Annotated in this window: 17 protein-coding genes; 10 read left to right on the plus strand and 7 right to left on the minus strand. The window is 65.3% G+C overall.

The features are described from left to right. Positions 1-166 precede the first annotated feature (166 nt). The 4 genes from FXN65_RS12920 to FXN65_RS12935 all read right to left on the minus strand — a co-directional run bounded on the left by FXN65_RS12920 (position 167) and on the right by FXN65_RS12935 (position 6,490). On the minus strand, positions 167-3,325 hold the full coding sequence (locus tag FXN65_RS12920) for an efflux RND transporter permease subunit (RefSeq protein ID WP_151133587.1): 3,159 nt from the start codon (positions 3,323-3,325) through the stop codon (positions 167-169). Further along, positions 3,322-4,803: an efflux RND transporter periplasmic adaptor subunit gene (locus FXN65_RS12925; protein ID WP_151133588.1), complete on the minus strand. Its 1,482-nt coding sequence runs from the start codon at positions 4,801-4,803 to the stop codon at positions 3,322-3,324. Before FXN65_RS12925 ends, FXN65_RS12920 begins: the two co-directional genes overlap by 4 nt. Further along, positions 4,800-6,056, minus strand: a complete 1,257-nt coding sequence (locus FXN65_RS12930) for a TolC family protein (RefSeq protein WP_151133589.1) — start codon at positions 6,054-6,056, stop codon at positions 4,800-4,802. The genes FXN65_RS12925 and FXN65_RS12930 overlap by 4 nt, the downstream gene beginning before the upstream one ends. Positions 6,057-6,145: 89 nt before the next feature. Further along, the gene (locus FXN65_RS12935; RefSeq protein WP_151133590.1) at positions 6,146-6,490 is read right to left on the minus strand and encodes a hypothetical protein; all 345 of its coding nucleotides are present in this window, start codon (positions 6,488-6,490) and stop codon (positions 6,146-6,148) included. A gap of 499 nt (positions 6,491-6,989) precedes the next feature. Here FXN65_RS12935 and FXN65_RS12940 point away from each other — a divergent pair, with 499 nt between their 5' ends. From FXN65_RS12940 to FXN65_RS12980, 10 genes are all read left to right on the plus strand, one after another. After that, positions 6,990-8,099, plus strand: coding sequence for an AI-2E family transporter (locus FXN65_RS12940; RefSeq protein WP_151133591.1), 1,110 nt, complete (start codon positions 6,990-6,992; stop codon positions 8,097-8,099). Between the two features lie 15 nt (positions 8,100-8,114). Next, a complete protein-coding gene (locus tag FXN65_RS12945) occupies positions 8,115-9,650 on the plus strand; it encodes an efflux transporter outer membrane subunit (protein WP_151133592.1) in 1,536 nt (511 codons plus the stop codon). Continuing rightward, positions 9,647-10,771, plus strand: a complete 1,125-nt coding sequence (locus FXN65_RS12950; protein WP_151133593.1) for an HlyD family secretion protein — start codon at positions 9,647-9,649, stop codon at positions 10,769-10,771. The genes FXN65_RS12945 and FXN65_RS12950 overlap by 4 nt, the downstream gene beginning before the upstream one ends. Continuing rightward, entirely contained in the window at positions 10,761-11,792 is a 1,032-nt protein-coding gene (locus tag FXN65_RS12955; RefSeq protein WP_151133594.1) for a DUF2955 domain-containing protein, read from the plus strand. The genes FXN65_RS12950 and FXN65_RS12955 overlap by 11 nt, the downstream gene beginning before the upstream one ends. Positions 11,793-11,804: 12 nt before the next feature. Beyond that, positions 11,805-12,245: a potassium channel family protein gene (locus FXN65_RS12960; protein ID WP_151133595.1), complete on the plus strand. Its 441-nt coding sequence runs from the start codon at positions 11,805-11,807 to the stop codon at positions 12,243-12,245. A gap of 138 nt (positions 12,246-12,383) precedes the next feature. Then, positions 12,384-12,845: a PA2169 family four-helix-bundle protein gene (locus tag FXN65_RS12965; protein ID WP_151133596.1), complete on the plus strand. Its 462-nt coding sequence runs from the start codon at positions 12,384-12,386 to the stop codon at positions 12,843-12,845. Positions 12,846-12,982: 137 nt separating this feature from the next. After that, the gene (locus FXN65_RS27885; protein ID WP_178119318.1) at positions 12,983-13,156 is read left to right on the plus strand and encodes a hypothetical protein; all 174 of its coding nucleotides are present in this window, start codon (positions 12,983-12,985) and stop codon (positions 13,154-13,156) included. A 221-nt stretch (positions 13,157-13,377) separates the two neighbouring features. After that, positions 13,378-14,265 carry an MBL fold metallo-hydrolase gene (locus FXN65_RS12970; protein WP_178119319.1) on the plus strand — a complete coding sequence of 296 codons (888 nt, stop codon included), beginning with the start codon at positions 13,378-13,380 and terminating at the stop codon, positions 14,263-14,265. 68 nt (positions 14,266-14,333) lie between these two features. Next, positions 14,334-15,083: an electron transfer flavoprotein subunit beta/FixA family protein gene (locus FXN65_RS12975; protein WP_151133598.1), complete on the plus strand. Its 750-nt coding sequence runs from the start codon at positions 14,334-14,336 to the stop codon at positions 15,081-15,083. Position 15,084: 1 nt separating this feature from the next. Continuing rightward, positions 15,085-16,014: an electron transfer flavoprotein subunit alpha/FixB family protein gene (locus FXN65_RS12980; RefSeq protein WP_151133599.1), complete on the plus strand. Its 930-nt coding sequence runs from the start codon at positions 15,085-15,087 to the stop codon at positions 16,012-16,014. 115 nt (positions 16,015-16,129) lie between these two features. On the opposite strand, the gene FXN65_RS12985 is transcribed toward FXN65_RS12980, so the two are convergent. The 3 genes from FXN65_RS12985 to FXN65_RS12995 all read right to left on the minus strand — a co-directional run bounded on the left by FXN65_RS12985 (position 16,130) and on the right by FXN65_RS12995 (position 20,967). After that, positions 16,130-17,464 (minus strand): MFS transporter, encoded by a 1,335-nt coding sequence (locus FXN65_RS12985; protein ID WP_151133600.1) that lies wholly within the window; start codon positions 17,462-17,464, stop codon positions 16,130-16,132. A 200-nt stretch (positions 17,465-17,664) separates the two neighbouring features. Continuing rightward, positions 17,665-18,246: a DUF2889 domain-containing protein gene (locus FXN65_RS12990; protein WP_151133601.1), complete on the minus strand. Its 582-nt coding sequence runs from the start codon at positions 18,244-18,246 to the stop codon at positions 17,665-17,667. 87 nt (positions 18,247-18,333) lie between these two features. After that, positions 18,334-20,967 (minus strand): LuxR C-terminal-related transcriptional regulator, encoded by a 2,634-nt coding sequence (locus FXN65_RS12995; protein ID WP_244620727.1) that lies wholly within the window; start codon positions 20,965-20,967, stop codon positions 18,334-18,336. Positions 20,968-21,260 lie beyond the last annotated feature (293 nt).

Raw genomic sequence — 21,260 nt, forward strand, 5'->3', positions numbered from 1 at the left:
CATGGGATCGCGCGGGGCTCAGTCACCGGTGCGCAGGGCACACCCTGGAGCTACATCCTCGCGCCCGCGCCCTTGCAGGGTGGGCCGCGCGGACCCGCGGTCCGATGCCGGGGCGCAAACCCCGGCATCGTTGCGCATGGCGTCCCCTAGGCGAGGTCGATACTCGTTAATGTGCTCCGGGGGTGGTTTCTGCGCCTGCGCAATACCGCCGGCGGCGGCGCATGAGCCAGTAGGCCGCCGGAATGACGAACAGGGACAGCAAGGGCGCCGTGACCATGCCGCCTACCATGGGCACGGCGATGCGGCTCATCACCTCACTGCCGGTGCCACCGCTCCAGAGGATGGGCAGCAGGCCGGCGATGATGACGGCCACGGTCATTGCCTTGGGGCGGACACGCTGAACGGCGCCTTCGCGAATAGCCCCCAGCAAGTCCCTGTTCGTGGCTCGCCCGGAGGCTTGCTGGTCTGACCAGGCATTTTTCAGGTAGAGCAGCATGATCACGCCGAACTCGGCGGCCACGCCGGCCAGCGCGATGAAGCCGACGCCGGTGGCCACCGACAGGTTGAATCCCATCAGGTAGAGGAACCACACGCCGCCGGTCAGTGCGAAGGGCAGGGTGGCCATGATCAGCGCGGCCTCATCGACGCGCCCGAAGGTGAGGTAGAGCAGTACGAAGATGATCGTCAGCGTCGCCGGCACCACCAGCTGCAATCTCGCATTGGCCCGTTCCAGGAACTCGAATTGCCCGGAGTAGCTGATGCTCATGCCGGGGGCGAGCTTCACCGAGCCTTCGACTGCCTGCCGCAGGTCCTTCACCACGGACGCCAGGTCCCGCCCCCGGACATCGACATAGACCCAGCCGGAGAGGCGCGCATTCTCGCTCTTGAGCATGGGCGGCCCGTCGACGACCCGGATGGCGGCTACGGTCCCGAGGGTGATCTGGCCGCCCAGGCGGGTATAGATAGGCAGCTGCTGGAGCGCGCCCACCGAGTCGCGCCACTCCCGCGGGTAGCGGACGTTGATCGGATAGCGAGCCAGTCCTTCGACGGTTTCACCCACGTTCTCGCCGCCGATGGCGCTGGCCACGATGGCCTGCACATCGGCGATGTTCATCCCGTAGCGGGCTGCCGCCTGGCGGTCGATATCGACGTCTATGTAGCGTCCCCCGGTCAGGCGTTCAGCGAGGGCGGAGGTCACGCCGGGGACTGCCCTGGCGACCTGTTCGATGGCCTGGGTGGCCTGGTCGATCTCCTGCAGGTTGGCGCCAGCCACTTTCACACCGATGGGGCTCTTGATGCCCGTCGCGAGCATGTCGATCCGGTTGCGGATCGGCGGAATCCAGATGTTGGTCAGGCCGGGCACCCTGACCACGCGATCCAGTTCATCCACGAGCTTTTCCGTGGTCATCCCGCTACGCCATTGGTCTTTCGGCTTGAAGCGGATGGTGGTCTCGAACATTTCCAATGGCGCGGGATCGGTGGCCGTCTCCGCGCGGCCGGCCTTGCCGAAGACACTGGCGACTTCCGGCACCGTCCTGATCAGGCGGTCGGTCTGTTGCAGCAGCTCCGAGGCCTTCTGCGCAGACAGGCCGGGGAGGGCGGAGGGCATGTAAAGCAGGTCGCCTTCGTCCAGCGGCGGGAGAAACTCGCCACCCAGGCGGGAAATGGGCCAGAGGGTGGTCAGCAAGGCCAGTACGGCAACCATCAGTGTCGCCTTCGGAAATCGCAGGACGACATCCAGCGCCGGCTGGTACAGCCTGATCAGCACGCGGTTGAGCGGATTGCTCTGCTCCGGCGGTATCCGGCCGCGTATCCAGTAGCCCATCAGCACGGGCACCAGGGTGACGGCAAGGCCAGCGGCAGCCGCCATGGCATAGGTCTTGGTAAAGGCGAGGGGGCCGAACAGCCGTCCCTCCTGGGCCTCCAGGGTGAACACCGGTATGAACGACAGCGTGATGATCATCAGGCTGAAGAACAGCGCGGGACCGACTTCGGTCGCCGCCTCGGTCATCACCCGCCAGTGCTCGTCGCCGCGCAGCTCTTCGCCGGGATGGCGGGCGTGCCAGGCCTCGATGCGCTTGTGGGCGTTCTCGATCATGACCACTGCGGCATCGACCATGGCGCCAATGGCGATGGCGATCCCACCCAGGGACATGATGTTGGCGTTGATGCCCTGGACGTGCATGACGCCGAAGGCGACCAGCACGCCCACCGGCAGCGAGACGATGGCCACCATGGAAGAACGCAGGTGCCAGAGAAACGCCGCGCAGACCAGGGCGACGACCAGGAACTCCTCGATCAGCTTCTGGCTGAGATTGCGGATGGCCCGCTCGATCAGTTGGCTGCGGTCGTAGGTGGTGACGATTTCCACACCTGGCGGGAGGCTCGCCTTCAGCTCCTCCAGCCTGGCCTTGACCGCCGTAATGGTGTCCCGCGCGTTCTTGCCGCTGCGCAGCACCACCACGCCGCCAACGGCCTCGCCTTCGCCATCCAGTTCGGCGATCCCCCGGCGCATTTCCGGCCCAAGCTGGACGGTCGCCACGTCACCCAGGGTTACGGGCGTGCCCTGGGGCGTCAGTTTCAGGGGCACGGCGCGGAAGTCGGCGAGGGTCTTGAGGTAACCCGACGCCCTGACCATGAACTCGGCCTCGCCCATTTCCAGCACGGCACCGCCGGTTTCCTGGTTGGCCTTGCCGATGGCCTCCACCACATCGGCCTGGGTCAGGCCCTGGCTGGTGAGGCGGATGGGGTCGAGCTGGACCTGGTACTGCCTGACCATGCCGCCCACGGTGGCGACTTCGGCGACGTTGGGCAGGGTTTTCAGTTCGTACTTGAGGAACCAGTCCTGGAAGGCGCGGAGCTGCGCGAGGTCGTGGGTGCCGCTGCGGTCCACCAGGGCGTACTGGAAGATCCAGCCAACCCCGGTCGCATCCGGCCCCAGGGCTGCACGGGCGGTGGCGGGCAGGCGGCCCTGAACCTGATTCAGGTACTCCAGCACCCGTGAGCGGGCCCAGTACAGGTCCGTGCCGTCTTCGAAGAGCACGTAGACGAAGCTGTCGCCGAAGAAGGAGAACCCGCGCACCGTCCTGGCGCCTGGCACCGAAAGCATGGTGGTCGCCAGCGGGTAGGTGACCTGGTTCTCGACGATCTGCGGGGCCTGGCCGGGATAGCTGGTGCGAATGATGACCTGCACATCGGAGAGATCGGGCAGGGCATCGATTGGCGTCTCGCGCAGCGACCAGATGCCCCAGCCCACCGCAATCAGCGTGGCCAGCAGCACCAGGAAACGGTTGGCGACCGACCAGCGGATCAGTTTCTCGATCATGGCGCGGCCTCCAGTTTCTCCACCTGTTCGATCAGCAGTCCGCTGTCGGTCTCGCGAACCCTGATACGGATGCGGTCGCCGGCCTTGAGACCGTTCGCCAGTTCGGGGCGGGCCAGGGGAAAGGTCATGGTCATTCCCGGCATGCCCAGGGTCTTGAACGGGCCGTGGGCGATGGTCAGGTCCTGCTTGCCGGTTTCCACAATGGTCGCTTCGGCTTCATGCAGGGCCGGAGAGGCCTGCAGTGGCTCGGCTTCGCGCACGGTCCTGGCTTCGATACCGCGCAGATTGGCCTCCGAGTCGATCAGGAACTGCCCGGAGGCCACGACCTGCTGGCCGGCTTCCAGGCCGGCAAGGACCACCGTTTGCCCCTCGTTTTCCTGCCCCAGGCGGACTTCGACGGGGCGGAAGCGGCCTTTGTCTTCGGCCAGCATCACCAGCGTGCGCTTGCCGGTGCGGATGACCGCCTCGCTGGAGACCAGCAACACCTCGTCGCCGCCTTGCTGGTTCAACTGGACCTGCGCCGTCATGCCCGGTCGCAAGCGCCCCGTGGCGTTATCCAGCTCGATGCGTACCCGCAGCGTCCGGCTTTGCGGGTCCGCCTCCGGAAGAATGGCGGCCAGGACGCCGTGGGTGGTCTCACCCGGGAGGGCCGGCAGGCGTGCTTCGACGGCTTGCCCGGCTTTCAGCGTGGCGGCCTGGGCTTCCGGAACGGCTACCTCCAGCCAGACCCGGTCGATGCCATTGATCCGGGCCAGCGTCTGTCCGGCGGCCAGGGCCATGCCCGTGCGCACTTCAAGATCGCGGATCACGCCGCTGATGGGGCTGGTCAGGGTCAGCGCAGGTTCAGCCTTGCCGCGACGCTCGATGCGCGTGATCAGGGCGTCCGGCATACCGACCAGTTGCAGGCGCTGGCGTGCCGCAGCGGCCAGGGCTGGGTCGCCCGAGCGGCGCAAGGCGAGGAACTCTTCCTGCGCCGCTGCCCATTCGGGAATCAGTACATCGGCGAGGGGATCACCAGCGGCGACGACGTCACCCGGAGCGCGAGCATAGGCACGTTCGACGAACCCGCTGGCGCGCGCCTGGACCAGTGCCACGTTCCTGGCATCGAAGGCGAGTACGCCGGTCAGCTGGATGTCCTGCTCCAGTTTCCCGGTGGTGACCGTGGCAAGGCGCAGGCCGAGGTTCTGTTGGATGTCCGGCTCGATACGAACGGAACCAGCCCCATCCGCATCCTCGGCGTACTTGGGGACCAGTTGCATGTCCATGAAAGGCGACTTGCCGGGCTGGTCGAACTTCTGTTGCGGATACATGGGGTCGTACCAGTAGAGCGGCTGGCGCTCGTCCTTGGCGGCCTGGTGGTCGGTGCCGGTGGTGGACGTTGGCGCGTTGCCCCGGGCAGCGAACCAGTAACCCCCGGCAGCGCCCAGGAGCAGCATGGTGCCCATCAGCGCCGGCAGGGCCCAGTTGGAGCGGTTCATGGGCGACCCTCCCCGTAGGTGAAGTAGAGACGGGCGGCCGCCTGGGCCTGCTGACCTTGCAGGTCGATTTCCTTGAGCCTGGCCTGGACCAGCTCTCGCCGTGCTGCGATGACACTGGCCAGCTCGGATTTGCCTGCCCGGTAGTCCGCCAGTGCCAGGCGTACCTTTTCCTCGGCCAGCGGGACCAGGGTGGCACGGCTGCGGCTGACGGCCCGATCCAGTCGCTGATAATCCGCCACGTCGGCTTCCAGCTGTTCGGCATGCTCGCGCAGCAGCGCTTCGCGTTCCGCCTCCAGTTCATTCACCTGGGCCCGGCGCACAGCGATCTTGGGGTCCTGGCGAGAGCCTGAGAACACCGGCAGGTCGAAGGTGAATTGAACGGTCATCATGTCGCCGAATTCACGGCCACGACGCTGGTAATCCACCTCCCAGCTCCAGTCGGGTTTCTTCTCCGCTTCGGCTTCGCGCACCTGGGCTTCGGCTTCCCGGGTCATCGGCTCGTAGGTCGCCAGCTCCGGGTGGCGGTGCAGGGCTTGCAGGTACTGCGGGGCATCGATGGGCCAGCTGGGCAACTCGCCGGACAGGGGCAGGCCGGCGTCCTGGCCGATCCAGCGCTTGAGTGCCGCGCGCGCCTGGGCGAGCTGCAATTCCAGCTCATCCTGTTGCTCGGCCAGCTGCGCCGCTTCCTGCCTGGGCTCCACGGCGTCCTGCGCCTGGCCGCGTCCGCCGGCCAGGCGGGCCTGAACCGCCTCTGCGAGCAGGCGGTTTTCGCGGAAGAAATCGTCGAATCGGGCCAGTTTGCGCTGGCCGGTATAAGCGCTGATCCAGGCCAGGGCTGTTTCGCGACGGACCTTCACCCGCTCGGCAGCTGCTTCGGTGGCGGCGCGGTCAACCGATGCGCGGGCGGTTTCGATCCGGGCCTCGCGCTTGGCGCGGCTGGGCATTTCCTGCATCACGCCCACCATCTGCATGGTCATGAAGTCGCGATCCACACTCCAGCGGTCTTCGCCTTCGATGGGGACGTTCTGCAGGCCCAGGACCAGCTTGGGGTCGGGCAGCTCGCCGGCCGGGATCGCAGCGTTCTGTGCCGCGTCCAGCCTGGCGGCTTGTGCCGAGAGGGAAGGGGCGTTGCGTTCGGCCAGTTGCAAGGCATCGTCCAGCGATAGGGATGCAGCCTGGCCTGGAAGGGCGAACAGCATCATTGCCACGGCTGCAGGTACAGGCCAACCACGGCAAGGATTCGGGGAGGTCATCGGGTGATTCCTCTGAAAATTCGGCGCACAGGCGCGAGCCCCACCGCAGCCAAAGCCGATGCGGAGGGAAATTCAGGTCGGGACAGGAATCACAGGGTGGGAGGTCGCCAGAGGTCGGCAGGCGAGCGATCGGGAACCGCATGGGAAGGGGCGAGGGCCAGAACCGGTCCGTTGAGGGTGACGGGCGGTTTCAGCGCGGAAACCTGGAGCATGCTGCCGGTCTTGCATTCCTGGCCGGTCTTGCAGGCCTTCTTGCCGTGCTCGGCCATCTTGCCCATGTCGTGGCAGCAGTCCTCATCCATGCCGGCCATGTGGCCCATGCCGCCGGCCTGCATGGGGCAGGGCTCGGTGGGCGCTTCGATGCCCGCCATCCCGGTCAAGGGAAGCGACAGGCTGATCAGGAAGATGAAGAAAACGCGAAGGCACCGTTTCATGCGGCGGAGTTTAGTTCGCGGTCGGCGGGCGTCGCAATTGCCCATGCAGGAGAATTTTGCCGGGCCTCGCTGCGGAGATGGTGCTTTGGATGCGGAAATCCATATAAGCGAGTTCCCGCAGGTTCTTTGCCTTATCCCTCGAAGAGGCATCATGGCGAATCTCCTGACCCCAACTGCCGTACTCAAGGCCCTGGCCGATGAAACCTGTTCCAGAACCCGCCTCGGCGCCCGGTCAAACTGAAGGATAAGGGTGTAGAGCCTGCCAGTTCCCGCGCAGCGACTATGCTGGAATTCAGCCGTATTGGCAGTTGAAGGTCGACGCTGCAGCGCATGACCCGAAAGGGATGTCGAGGCCGGAATCCCGGCAGAAATGATGGTCATTGGAAAGAAATGATTTGGATCAGCGCCGGCGCGGCACGAGGATCTCCGCCCCTTGCCCACTGGATCGCCGCCAAGTCCGGCTGTTCTCGCTCGAATGCCACAGCAGAAGGAGAGTCAAATGCTGCCGAATGCCGTTTCAGAAAGGATCCTGTCCCGCGGATTGATGGATGTGCTCATTCGAGCGGGGCTGGTGGCGATCCTCGCCATTTCCTGTTACGAGGTGTTCCGTCCTTTTCTGAACCTGATGCTCTGGGCAATGATCCTGGGCGTCACCTTCTATCCGTTGCATCTGAACATCAGGTCCCGACTGGGCCTGCGTGACGGACATGTGGCCACGCTGATAGTGGTCGTCTCGCTGGTCCTGATGATGGTCCCCATCTACCTGCTGGCGGCATCCATGGCCGAGTCGGTGCAGGCAGCCATCGAGCTGATCAAGAGTGGCGAGCTGCATGTGCCGGCGCCCAATGAATCCGTTGCCAGCTGGCCGCTGATCGGCCAGCCGCTGTTCGACTTCTGGCAGCGCGCTTCCAGCGACCTGACCAGCCTGATCAAGCAACTGCTGCCGCACCTGCGCGGTTTCGGCCTGGGCCTGTTCGGCAAGCTGGCCGGCGTTGGTGCGGGCTTCCTGCTGTTCATCGCGGCGCTGATCGTGGGCGGCATCTTCATGGCCTTTGGCGAGAACGGCCATCGCAGCGCCGTGCAGATAGCCTCGCGGATTTCCGGTCCGGACCGTGGGCCGCAGATCGCCCAGCTGTGTACCGCTACCATCCGTGCCGTAGCCCAGGGCGTGGTGGGCATCGCCTTCATCCAGATGCTGCTGGTGGGGCTGGGTTTCGTGCTCATGGGCATTCCGGGCGCCGGCCTGCTGGCGCTGATGGTCCTGCTGCTGGGCATCATGCAGTTGCCGGTGGTGCTGATCACGATCCCGGCGATCATCTTCGTCTTCGCCACCGAGGGGGCCACCCTCGGCACCATCGTGTTCGCCGTCTACAGCTTCGTCGCCGGCATGTCCGACAACATCCTCAAGCCGCTGCTGCTGGGCCGTGGCGTGAACGTTCCGATGCCGGTGGTGCTGATCGGCGCCCTGGGCGGCATGGTTACCGGCGGCATCATCGGGCTGTTCATCGGACCGGTGATCCTGGCGGTGGGCTACATGCTGTTCTGGCACTGGGTGGAGGACCAGCCCAAGGCACAGGAAGACGCGGAGGAAGAGGAGCGAGCGGCCTGACCTGGATCGGGCAGCATGGCTCATCCATCCTGCCTGCGCCTTCTGCTGCTGGGTGCCCTGGGCCTTGGCGGCTGCGTGCGCCTGGGCCCCGACTTCCAGTCTCCGCGCGAGCCCTGGGTGGAGCACTGGAACAGCCCGGCGATGGAGCAGGTCGGCCTCAATCGTCCGCAGCCGGACTTCGTCCAGTGGTGGCAGGTGTTCGAGGATCCCATACTCGATGCGCTGATCGCCGAGGCGGACGCCCATAACCCCAACCTGGAAATCGCCGGCCTTCGTGTGATGGAGGCCCGCGCACAGTTGGGCATCGCCGTGAGTGGCCGTTATCCGCAGTTCCAGCAGGCCAGCGCCGACAGCCTTTACCTGGACCGGGACCAGTCCGGTGGCCAGAACCCCCGCGACACCCACTCCTGGCAGTACAGCGCGGGGTTCGATATCGCCTGGGAACTGGACTTCTGGGGCCGATTCAGCCGCGCCATCGAATCGGCCGACGCCGCCTACTTCGCCGCCCGCGCCAACTACGAGGACGTATTGGTGCTCCTGCGTGCCCAGGTGGCGGATACCTATTTCGTCATGCGCACCTTCGAAGCCCGCCTGGGCATCGCCAAGGAGAACGCCGAGCGGCAGAAGCGCAGCTTCGAGATCACCGAACGCCTGTTCCGCAGCGGCGACAGCTCGGAACTGGACTTCCAGCAGGCCAAGACCCAGTACCTGGGCACCCTGGCGACCATTCCGGACCTCGAAGCCCAGCTCCAGCGGACGCGCAACACCCTGGCCGTGCTGATCGGCCGCCCGCCCGGACCACTGCCCGAACTGGTGGGCGGGGAAGGGCAGGTGCCGCTGCTGGACCGCGCAGTCCTGCAGGACGTGCCGGCCAACCTGCTGCTGCGCCGCCCGGATGTACGTGCCGCCGAGCTGGCGGTGGCCGCCCAGTCGGCGTTGATCGGCGTTGCCGAAACCGACCTTTACCCCTCGGTGACCCTGCTGGGCAGCATCGCCTGGAGCGCCTCGACCCTGGACGGGGTGCCGGACAGCCTGGACCTGGTCGCCGGCCCCAGCATTGCCTGGAATGTCTTCGACCACGGCCGGATCAAGAACGATGTGCGGGTGCAGGACGCACGCCTGCAGCAACTGATCGAGGCCTACCGCGATCGAGTACGCCAGGCGGCACGGGAGGCCGACGACGCCGCCACCGGTCTGTCCAAGGCGCTGGACAGCGAGAGCATCCGCCGCGAGAGCGCCCTGGCCGCACTGCGCTCCCTGGAGCTGGCCAATGCCCAGTACCGCGAGGGCTTCGCCGACTTTCAGCGGGTGCTGGATGCCCAGCGCGAGCTGTTCCAGCAGCAGGAGAACTACCTGCTCAGCCGCAGCGATGCCGTGAGCAACCTGATCGGCCTGTACAAGGCCCTCGGCGGCGGCTGGTACCGGGACGGCCCGATGATCGACGACGTTACCCGCAAGCAGATGCAACAACGTACCGACTGGGACGACCTGCTGGACGAGCCGCCTCCGGCCCGGCCGGTCACAGATAGCGAACAAGGTGAACGAGAATGAGCGAGCAATCGCAGGCCGGGGCACCGAGCCAGCCCGAGCCCACCGGCAAGCCCGATGCGGCGGCGAAGGGAACGCGCTGGGTGGCGCTGGTCATCATCCTGACGCTGGTCTGGTACCTGCTGGCGGACCGCTTCACCCCCTATACGCAGCAGGCCCGTGTGCAGGCATTCGTGGTTCCCGTGGCGGCGGAGGTCGCGGGACGGGTTACCAAGGTGAACGTGCGCAACAACCAGGACGTGGAGGCGGGCGCCGTACTCTTCGAGCTGGACCCGGAGCAGTACCGCATCGCTGCCGATCGCGCTCGCGCCGACCTGGAAACCATGCGTCGGCAGATCGGTGCCAGTACCGCCGCCATCGACTCGGCGCTGGCCTCGCTGCGGGCCGCCCAGGCCAACGAAGTCAAGGCCCGCCAGGACAGCGACCGCCTCGAACGGCTCTACCGGGAGGACTCGGGCACCATCTCCGTGCGCCGCCTGGAAGTGGCGCGCGCGACCCTGGAGCAGTCCACCAGCCAGGTCGTCGCGGCGCGCGCCGAAGTGCAGCGGGCGCGGGAGCAGCAGGGCGGCAGCGAGGAGGAGAACGCGCAGTTGCGCAGCGCCGCCACCGCGCTGGAAAAGGCCCAGCTCGACGAGGCCAACACGCGAGTGAAGGCGCGTTCCGCCGGTCTGATCACCGACCTGCGCACGGATGTCGGCCAGTACGTCGGCGCGGGCAGTCCGGTGATGACCCTGATCGCCATTCACGACCTCTGGCTGAGCGCCGAGATGACCGAGAACAATTTGGGGCACGTCGAGGCGGGCAGCCCGGTGGCCATCGTCCTGGATGCGTTTCCGGGGAGGGTGTTCGAAGGGCGGGTGCGCAGCGTCGGTTACGGCGTCAGCGTCGGCCAGGCGCCGGCGCCCGGCACCTTGCCGACAGTGGAGAACAGTCGCGACTGGCTGCGACCGGCGCAACGCTTCCCGGTCATCGTGGAATTCGCGCCCGGCGAGCTGGATCAACTGCGTGGCCTGCGCGTTGGCGGCCAGGCGGAGGTCATGGCCTTTCCCGTCGAGGGCAATCCGCTCAATCCCCTGGGGCGCTTGTTCATCCGCCTGATGAGCTGGCTGTCCTATGCCTACTGAGCACGAACCGCGCGGCCGGCGCGCCTTGCGCCTGGCCAGCGGCGTAGCCCTGGCCCTGGCGGTGAGCTTCGGCATGGCCTTGCCGATTCCCTTCCTGGCGCCGATCTTCGTGCTCCTGCTGCTGGTGACGAACAACCGCCCGTTGCCCCTGAAGGCCGCCCCGGCGCTGGCCCTGGTAATCATGCTCACCACCGGCACCGGCCTGCTGATGATTCCGCTGCTGCAACACGCGCCACCCGCTGGCGTGCTGCTGGTGGGCCTGTGCCTGTTCCTGTGCTTCCGCCACGGCCTGCGCGGCGGCAATCCGCTGGTGACGCAGTTCCTCGTGGTTGGCCTGACGATGATCTCGGCCGCTGGCACCTATCTTTTTCCCCTGGCAGTCACGGTGATCGAGGCGCTCGCCAAGGGCATGCTGCTGGCCGTGCTGGTGTCCCTGGTCAGCCACGCCTTGTTCCCGGAGCCCGCCGATGCCCCGGCAGCGCGACCCCGCCCGGTGCTGGACGCCAGCGAGTCCGCCTGGATAGCCCTGCGCGCCGCGCTGGTGGTGCTGCCGGCCTTTCTTCTGGCGCTGATCGACCCGAGCAGCTACATGCCACTGATCATGAAGTCGGTCAGCCTTGGCCAACAGGTCTGTGGCACCTCGGCCCGCAACGCCGGCCGCGAGCTGCTGGGTTCGACACTGCTCGGTGGCCTGCTGGCGATGCTGTTCTGGAGCGCCCTGAGCCTGTTCCCGCACCTGTGGATGTTCTTTCTCTGGATGTTGCTGTTCGCCCTGGTGTTGGGCCGCCGGCTCTACGCCCTGGCGGCGACGCGGCAGACGCCAGGCTTCTGGATGAACACCCTGGTGACCCTGATCATCCTGTTGGGCCAGTCGGTGCAGGACAGCGAGTCCGGCCAGGACGTCTACACCGCCTTCGCGGTGCGCATGGCGCTGTTCATCGCCGTCACCCTGTACGCCTGCGCGGCGGTCTATCTGATCGACCGCCGGCGGTTCCACCGGCAGCGCCGCGAAATCCTTTGAGAGGGGGTTCCAATGTTTTTCGATCTGCTGGTGGGAATTCCGGTGATGGTGCTCTGCCTGGTGTTGCAGGCGATATTCGTGGCGTACGGGCTGCGGCCCTATATTCGCCACATGCGACGCAGGACAGGGCGTGAATCCATCTGGCACAACACGCTGCTGCTCTCGCTGGTCATGCTGGTCATGCTGCTGGGCAACTTCGTGCAGATGAGTGTCTGGGGTGCGCTGTTCCTGGCGCTGGGCGAGTTCGATGACTTCGCCACGGCGGTCTATCACTCAGGGGTGAACTTCGCCACGCTGGGCTACGGCGACATGGTCATGAGCGCGGAGTGGCGGCTGCTGGGTCCGCTGGAGGCTGCCAACGGCATTCTGATGTTCGGCGTGTCGACGGCGGTGATGACGGCCATCGTCACCGATGTGCTCAAGCGCGCGTTCGAGCAGCGGCATCAGGGTTAGGGCAGGGCGCTTGCATCCAAAAAAGTCTGAACGAATCGCCCCGGTGGGGCGTCGGAATCTGGGTAGGCCCCGCGCGGGCCTTTCAGCCACCTGTTGGCTTGGCGCGGCATCGTCGGCGCCAGGCCGGGAGCAAGCGCCATGCACAACCCAGACGATCGTGAAGACATCATCCGCACCCTCAATACGCTGATCGAGACCTGCAAGGACGGCGAAGCCGACTTCAAGGCCTGTGCCGCGGACGTCCAGCGGCCGGACCTGCAGGAATGGTTCACGACCCGTTCACAGGAGTGCGGCAACGCAGCCACCGAATTGCAGCGTTCAGTGGTGGAACTCGGCGGCAAGCCGGGGCACAGCGCCAGCGTCAGCGGCGAACTCCATCGCCGCTGGGTCGACCTTAAAACGCTGGTTTCCGGCAAGGACGAGCAGCGCATCCTGGAAGAGGCCGAGCGCGACGAAACCCTGGCAGAAAAGCATTACGCCGAGGCCCTGCATCAGCCGTTGCCAGCCGAGATCCGCTCCATGGTCCAGCGCCAGTACGAAGGCGTCCTGCGTAATCACCAGGAGATCCGGGCCATGCGCAACACCGTGCGCACCGGCTGACGACAGTACCGGCTGGCTGATCTCCAGCATCGGTGTGGCTCATGCGGGCCACGCCGAGCCGGTTGGCAGAAAGCCTGAATCATTGCCAACACCAGCGTGTCGACCATAACGGGAACGACAACGTGAGGAGGTTGCTCATGAGCGATCCTGTCGATGGCTGGGTGCCTGCCAAGCGTTTTGGCGTGAGGGTCGTGACATCACTGGCGGCGCGCCGCCGCAACAGGTTCGAGCGCAGAAGCGCCGCGCCTCGCCAGCTGCACATTGGCTGGATGCGCGCGAGCGCGACGCAACCCGATGAGAAGGGCCCCTGATCAAGACTTTGCCGGCAAACAGGGGAGGCCGACGCCAATCAGGGCTCCGCCTTCACTCCGATCATCCTTTCGGGTTCGCCGGGTTACGCGAAGCCCAACGTGCAGCCTGACCCGAATCGGCCCTCGACCTCCCATCGCTTATCCATTTCCCACCCCATTGGGGGTGGGAAAAGACGTTCGCTTCCTGAATAGGCTGTCAGTGCCCAAGGCTCCGTCGAGTCATGGGTCTGTTCAGAGGGGTGAGTGTTGTGAACCGCAGTCTTTCCACGTTAACCGGCAGAAGCCGCAAGCTCGATGGTGGTGCTGTGTTCGGCAGTATGCCGCGGCGCGCCTGGGTCGAGTGGATGAGCCCGGACTACGACAATCAGGTCGAAATGGCCAGTCGTGCGCTGCTGGTGCAGCAGGAAGGCCTGAACATCCTGGTCATGGCCGGGACCGATGCGCTCCTGGCGCCGCCGCCGCGCACCTGTCGTTGCCAGCCTCAGGCACAGGGCCTGCTGGACAGCCTCGCTCGTCATGGCCTGGGCGAGGGGCAGATCCATGCCGTGGTTCTGACCCACTTGCACGCGGTGCTCCCGCACGATGTGGAAGAGGCGGTGCGCGAGGGCAATGCCCCCAGGCTGCTGTTTCCGGTGGCGCGCTACCTGACCGGGCGGCGCCACTGGCTGCGCGCCCGGCATCCGCATCCCCGTGATCGCGCGCTGTTCGTGCCGCAGATCGTTCGCCAACTGGAGAGCAGCGGCCGCCTTAGGCTGCTGGACGAAACGAGCTGCGACCTGCTGGACGGCTGGCGCTTCCACGTCAGCGATGGCTACACGCCCGGCCAGTTGCTGCCGGAGATCGACATGCCCGGTGGCCCCATCGTCTTCGCCGGCGACCTGGTGCCGGCGGTGCACTGGCTCAGGCTCGACCTGACCACCGCCTTCGATCGCAATCCGGAATGCCTGATCGACGAAAAGGAGCGCCTGCTGGACCACCTGGTGGCCAATGGCGGGCGCCTGTTCCTGCCCCGCGACCCCGGGGTCGCGATGATCAAGGTCATGCGCGACCGGCAGTCGCGCTACCAACCCTTCGACCATCACGCCGACCTGCATCGGCTGGATAGTTGATTACCCACTGAAAACCGCCCCTTTCGAGGGGAACGGGGACGCTACGTCCCGTGCAACAGGAGCCCTGGATGAAAGTACTGGTCGCGGTAAAACGCGTGGTCGACTTCAACGTCAAGGTCCGCGTCAAGGCGGACAATTCCGGCGTCGACCTCGCCAACGTGAAAATGGCCTTGAACCCCTTCTGCGAGATTGCCGTGGAAGAGGCCGTGCGCCTGAAGGAACAAGGCATCGCCACGGAAGTGGTGGTGGTGACCGTGGGTAGCAGTGGTGCCCAGGAGCAGTTGCGTACTGCCCTGGCCCTGGGCGCTGATCGCGGCATCCTGGTCGAGTCCTTGGATGAGCTGAACGCCCTGGCCGTCGCCAAGCTGCTGAAGGCTGTGGTCGACCAGGAGCAGCCGCAACTGCTCATCCTCGGCAAGCAAGCCATCGATAGCGACAACAACCAGACCGGCCAGATGCTCGGCGCCCTGACCGGCTATGCCCAGGGCACCTTCGCCTCCAAGGTCGAGCTGGCGGGCGACAAGGTCAAGGTCACCCGTGAAATCGACGGCGGTCTGCAGACCGTTGCGCTGAACCTGCCGGCGATCGTCACCACCGACCTGCGCCTGAACGAGCCTCGCTACGCGTCGCTGCCGAACATCATGAAGGCCAAGAAGAAACCGCTGGACGTGGTCACCCCGGACGCCCTGGGTGTCGCCACCGTTTCCACCGTGAAGACCCTGAAAGTCGAAGCACCGGCCGCCCGCCAGGCCGGTATCAAGGTCAAGTCCGTGGCCGAGCTGGTCGAGAAACTGAAGAACGAAGCGAAGGTGATCTGAGATGGCTGTCCTGGTAATCGCTGAACACTCCAATGCCGCGCTGGCGGCCGCCACCCTCAACACCGTGACCGCCGCGCAGCAGATCGGTGGCGAGGTAGTCATCCTGGTGGCGGGGCAGGGCGTGGGGGCCGTGGCCGAAGCCGCTGCCAAGATCGCGGGCGTGGCCAAGGTGCTGGTCGCTGACCATGCGGCCTACGCCTACCAGCTGCCTGAGAATATCGCGCCGCTGGTGGCCTCCGTCGCCCGCGACTTCAGTCACGTGCTGGCCCCGGCCACCACCAACGGCAAGAACTTCCTGCCGCGCGTGGCTGCGCTGCTGGACGTCGACCAGATCTCCGAGATCATCGCCGTGGAAAGCGCCGACACCTTCAAGCGTCCGATCTACGCCGGCAACGCCATCGCCACCGTGCAGTCCTCGGCTGCCGTTAAGGTGATCACCGTGCGCACCACCGGTTTCGACGCCGCTGCCGCTGAAGGCGGTTCCGCTGCCGTGGAGACCGTGGGCACCGTATCCGACGCCGGCACCTCCGCCTTCGTGGGCGAAGCGCTGGCCAAGTCCGACCGTCCGGAACTGACCGCAGCCAAGATCGTCGTCTCCGGCGGCCGTGGCATGCAGAACGGCGACAACTTCAAGCACCTGTACGCCCTGGCCGACAAGCTGGGCGCGGCTGTCGGCGCGTCCCGTGCCGCGGTCGACGCCGGCTTCGTGCCGAACGACATGCAGGTCGGCCAGACCGGCAAGATCGTCGCCCCGCAGCTGTACATCGCCGTGGGCATCTCCGGTGCCATCCAGCACCTGGCCGGCATGAAGGACTCCAAGGTCATCGTCGCGATCAACAAGGACGAAGAGGCGCCGATCTTCCAGGTGGCGGATTACGGCCTGGTGGCTGACCTGTTCGAGGCGGTGCCGGAAATCGAACGCCTGCTCTGAGACTTACCAGCAACGAAAAAGCCCGCTCTCCGAGCGGGCTTTCTGTTGCTGAGGAGTGCCTGGGCGCGACGCGATCAGGCCGGGTCGCAGCAGCCTGGTCCTGGCGCTCCAGCGATCATTGCGATCCGTGATGGCGCTCCCGCAGGCGGTCGGCGGGAATGCCGATCAACAGCAGTAGCGCGCCGATTACCAGCATGGCGGCCATCAGGTCGAAGGCAAGGTAGAGGTCGCCGGTAGCGGTCTTGATGGCGCCGACCATGGCCTGACTGATGATCCCGGCAATGCCTCCAATGCTGCTGATGATGGCAATGCCCCCAGCCGCGCCGGCAGGGCTGAGCAGCGCGGGTGGGATGGTCCAGAACAGCGGGACTGCCGATAGAGCCGCCGCCGCGCCGAGGGTCAGCAACCCCAGCGAGAGGAGGGCATGGCCCTGGACGAAGCCAAGCATCACGAAGCAGGTAGCCGCCAGAAGCATGGTCACACCCAAGTGCCAGCGACGCTCCATGTGACGGTCCGAACTACGCCCGACCAGGTACATGCCGCAAAGGCCGCCGATGAACGGCAGGCTATTGACCAGCCCTATGACCTGGAGGTCTTCCAGGCCGAAGCTGCGGATAAGCGTCGGCATCCAGTAGGACACGGTATTGAAGCCGCTGTAGATGCAGAAGAACACCAATCCCGCGATGTACAGCCGTGGGTCGCGCAGTACGCCACCGAAGTGGCTATGCGCGATGCTTGGCTTTTCGCTGGCCAAGGCGGCGAGGATCTGCCGTTTCTGCGAATCGCTCAGCCATCTCGCCTGTTCCGGCCGATCGGTCAGCCAGAACCAGCCGAACAGGCCCAGGGCCACAGCGGGTATGCCGGTGAGGATAAACAACATCTGCCAGTCGTGCAGGCCGGCCCAGCCGTGCAAGTGAGCCATGATGGTGCCGGACAGTGGACCACAGATGATGCCGGCGACCATGCCGGCCATGATGAAGGCAGCAGTGATGCGCCCGCGCATGGCGGCCGGGAACCAGTAGGTGAGATAGAGAATCACGCCCGGGAAGAACCCCGCTTCGGCCACACCCAGGAGAAAACGCGCGACGATCAACTGGTTGGCGGTGGTGACGAAGGCGGTGCCGATGGTTACCAGCCCCCAGAGCACCATGATCCGCGTCAGCGTGGCGCGGGCACCGATCCGTTGCAGGTAGAGGTTGCTGGGCACCTCGAAGAGGATGTAGCCGAGGTAGAAAATCCCGGCGCCGAGGCCATAGGCGGCATCGGTCAGGGCGATGTCATCGGCCATGCGCAACTTGGCGAACGACAGGTTCAGCCGGTCGATGGCGTTGATCATGTAGGCGAGCATCAGGAAGGGCATCAGTCGCCAGATGACCTTGCTGTAGAGACCTTTGAGTTCAAGTGGAGAGGCAGTGGGTGAGGCTGGAAAGGACTGGATGGCATCGCTCATGAAGCGCTCCTGCACGGTCGCCTGATTGTTGTTGTGATAAGGCCACGCAGGCCGTTCGGGCGAGTATAGGGGGAGGCTCCCGGCTGGATGTTCCGTGTTCCCGGTACGGGTCAATTCATTGAATTCAAATGAAAAATAGCTGAGGTGGAGTGTCCCGGGGAAAGGCCTTTCCGGTTTCGGGGCGGGGGGGGGGGGGCGCCCTAATCGTCCTTGGACGACACAGCGTGGTCGCTGCCTTGCCGACGGTCTTCCGGCCAGATGAGCTGGATGGCTTCACCATCGAGCCGATAGGTATGGCAACTGTCGACCAGTGCGGGGCGGGGCAGGGGTTGGCCACCGGCCAGCCGCTGACGCAGGTGGTTGTGCTTTCGCATCAGTGCGAAGCGCGCCTGGTAGGCGGTGGTGGCCATAGGGCCAAGGAGTTCGGTCAGGTGAGTGCAGCCGCGTATGCCGCCCACCCTGGCTTTCACCTTCGGCAGAAAGCCAGGGGCGATCTTTAACCCTTCCAGGGCGCCATAAGCGGACTCGATCTCCTGGCAGTAGGGCGTGGGACCGGCGTGGGTCCGTGCCAGCACATGCTGGATCACCAGATCTCGATCCAGAGTCATGGTCATATGCATGTGGTGGATATCGCCGCCGGCGGCAGCGACCCGGAACAGCAAGTCGGTGTCCACCGGGGTGATGTCACGCATCTCGCCCTCCACGTCCAGCAGGCCGTCTTCCCGCAGGTAGGCGGTGCAGGTGACGTGGCGGGTATGGAGAAGCGTGCGTGGCTGGCTCATGGCAGGTGTCCCGTGCTGCGTGTCCTGACTCGCAGGTTACGGCAAGAACCGCCAGGTGGCCGCCTCCCAGATCGGGAGGGGGCGGCTTCAGTCGATCAGCTTGTGGTTGCGTGCCCAGACCATCGCGTCATATCGGCTGGAAACTCCCAGCTTGGCGAAGATATTGCGCAGGTTCCATTTCACCGTTTCCAAGGTGATGTCCAGTGTATGGGCGATGCGTTTACTGGACATGGCCTGGGCAACCAGGGCGAGGATTTCCAGTTCCCGTGGTGTCAACACCGGCTGCTGTTCGGGCACTGACATGCGTCGTGGACGGGGCGTCGTGGCATTCGCCGAGAAGGGGTCGGTGAGTTTGCCGAGCAGTTCCTCCACATATTCGCGGAGGGGAGGGGGAAGATCCGCTTTCCGGGACAGCCCAACCAACAGTCTCTCGGTCATGGCGCCTTCGTCCAGCAGAGTGCGGACCAGGCCGAATCGCCGTGCGGTCTCGAGGGTCCGCGTGAGGATCTCGAGGGACTCGTCGTGGCGTTTCAGGTCTTCCAGGGCATCGGCGGACAGCAGGTCGGCGAGTATCCCCAGGCGCCCACGGTTGAAACGCGCGGCAAAGTCATGGACCTCCTGCAGCGCCTTCAAGGTGAGCTCCGAGTCTTCGCTACGCAACATCCGCGCGCGGGCCAGCGCGGCCAGCGCCGGCAGCTCGGCGCGTGCACCTTGTACCGTGCTGTGGCGCTGCGCCAACTCCTCGAGCGTCACCAGCAGTTCGCTGGCAAGACTGCGGTTGCCCTTGAGCAGTTGTACGCGGAGTTGTTCGGCAAGCAGGTGGGCCACCGGCCGGATCTGACCCAAGCAACGCAAATGGGCGATCTGCTGTTGCAGGAATGCCAATGCGGCATCCGGGCCTTTCTGCAGCAGGTCAAGCCGGGCGCGGCTCATGTTGGTCCGCACGATCACGTCCGGAACCGACGAATGCAGCAGGCCGAAACGGTTGGCGATCAGCTCGCGGGCGTCGTCGATGCGGTCCAGTTCGTAGAATGCATCCGAGAGGAGGCTGGCACACAGGTTGGCGCAGATGGATCGGTGGCCGTGCTCGCGGGTGGAGCGTTCGAGCAGTTCCGAGCCCAGCCGCTCGGCTTCACGCACGTCACCGGCGAGCATATGGGCCGTCACCCCGGCCGACTCCGCCACCATTGCCATGTCGTTGCCACGGTCTTCGAGTGGGATCGGATGAATGTCGAACAGGCGTCGGGCATCGGCGTAGCGACCGGCCATGGAGTAGGTCACTGTCAGTGTGGCCAGCAGCATGTAGCGCAGGAACGGGTTCTCCATCGGCGCGTCGCGAACCGGCTCCAGCAACTGTACGGCGCGATCGGAGTCGTCGTCCTGTACGGCGATGGCTGCACGCACGAGCAACACGCCGTTGGCCAGCTCGGGATGGGTCTGTATGTCGCTGTCCTTCAAGTGGTTCAGCCAGGCTTTCGCCCGTCCTGGCTGGGACGTGAGCGAGACGGTGAGGCACGCAAGAAACAGGAGGCGCTGATGACGGAACAGTTCGTCTTCCGGCAGGCGCTCAAGCAGGCGCAAGGTGGGCGCCAGGTAGTCGAGGCTCCAGGTGGCAGGGGCGGACTGTTCGATCACCTGGGTAGCGAAGTCGATGTCGTTGCCCCGACTGGCATGGCGCACGGCCTCGGTCAGGTAGTTGTGCGCTGCGAACCAGCGCGCGCCCTTGCGGTGCAGTTCCTGCACCTGTTCGCTGCCGCGGCGTTCGAGCCGCGTCGTGAGGAACTCGCCGAACAGCGGATGGAAACGATACCAGGCCAGACGGTCGTCGGTGTCGACCCGATAGATCAGCAGGTTTTCGTCTTCCATGCGCTTTATCAGTTCGTCGGCCTGGGCATTGCCAGTCACGGCAGTGGCCATGGAGGCGCTGAAGCGGCGAAAGATCGACAAGGCTTCAGTGAACTCCACCATTTCCGTCGGTAAATGGGCCACCACTTCTTCGCTCAGGTACGTCTGCAGGTCACTGGAACGCCAGACCAGGTCATGCAGGATTGCACGGGTGTCGGGGCGGTTCTTCAGCATGATGACGATCAGTTGCAGGCAGGAAGGCCAACCACTGGTCAACTCGTGGATCAGGCCCAGATCATCAGCGTTGATCTTTCCGGCGCCGAGGTTTTCCTCGACGAACATGCGCGTCTCGGCCAGGTCGAAGGGCAGGTCGACGCTCTCGATCTCGGCGACCTGGTCCATCACCCGCAGCCGCGTCAGGCTCAGCGGCGGAGTGACCCGCGAGGCGAGCACCAGGTGCAGGTTGTCGGAGCCGTGGTCGAGCAGCTTCTGGATCAGCTTGTGGGCCAGGGGAACTTCCACGTAGTGGTAGTCGTCGAGGATCAGGTAAAGCTCCTTGGTGAGCTTCGCTCCGGCGTCGACGATGGCGGCGACGGTGGCGTCCATGACATTGACAGCGCTCTCGTCCCGCAACAGGTCGACGCCGACGTCGATGCCCAGGCGCCGGAGTCCCTCCAGCAGCGCGATGCAGAAGGACGCATAGCCCTTGTCGTCTGCCGTCAGCGATACCCAGGCAACTTCCGCGCCCGCCTTCAGCCGCGCTTGGCGCCATTGGGCCAGCAGGGTGGTCTTGCCGTAGCCCGCTGCGCCGGTGATGAGCGCGAGGCGACAGTGATGCATTCGGTCCAGTTGTGCCAGCAGATTGGTGCGGGGCACATGCCGGGTACCGATGCGGGGTGGCGAAAACTTGGTCGAAACCAAGTGTTTGGCGCGATTTGTTGTCAACTTCTTATCCCCAGACTTCAGGCCTTTAGAAGGATGGCATGGAAAGAGTCTCGACCCCGATTCGCCAATTCTGCGAATGCGCTCCAGAACTTTCCACTCCCCAACTACTGGCGTGGTCGGCGACGCTAGCTAACCGACCGAACCTCGTCAAGAAGGTACTGTCGTACCCATTTTCACCTTCATTCCGTCATCGGGTGCGGTATCCGATGAAACGATGCCCTATC

Source organism: Pseudomonas lalkuanensis (assembly GCF_008807375.1).
GTDB classification, from domain to species: Bacteria; Pseudomonadota; Gammaproteobacteria; order Pseudomonadales; family Pseudomonadaceae; genus Metapseudomonas; species Metapseudomonas lalkuanensis.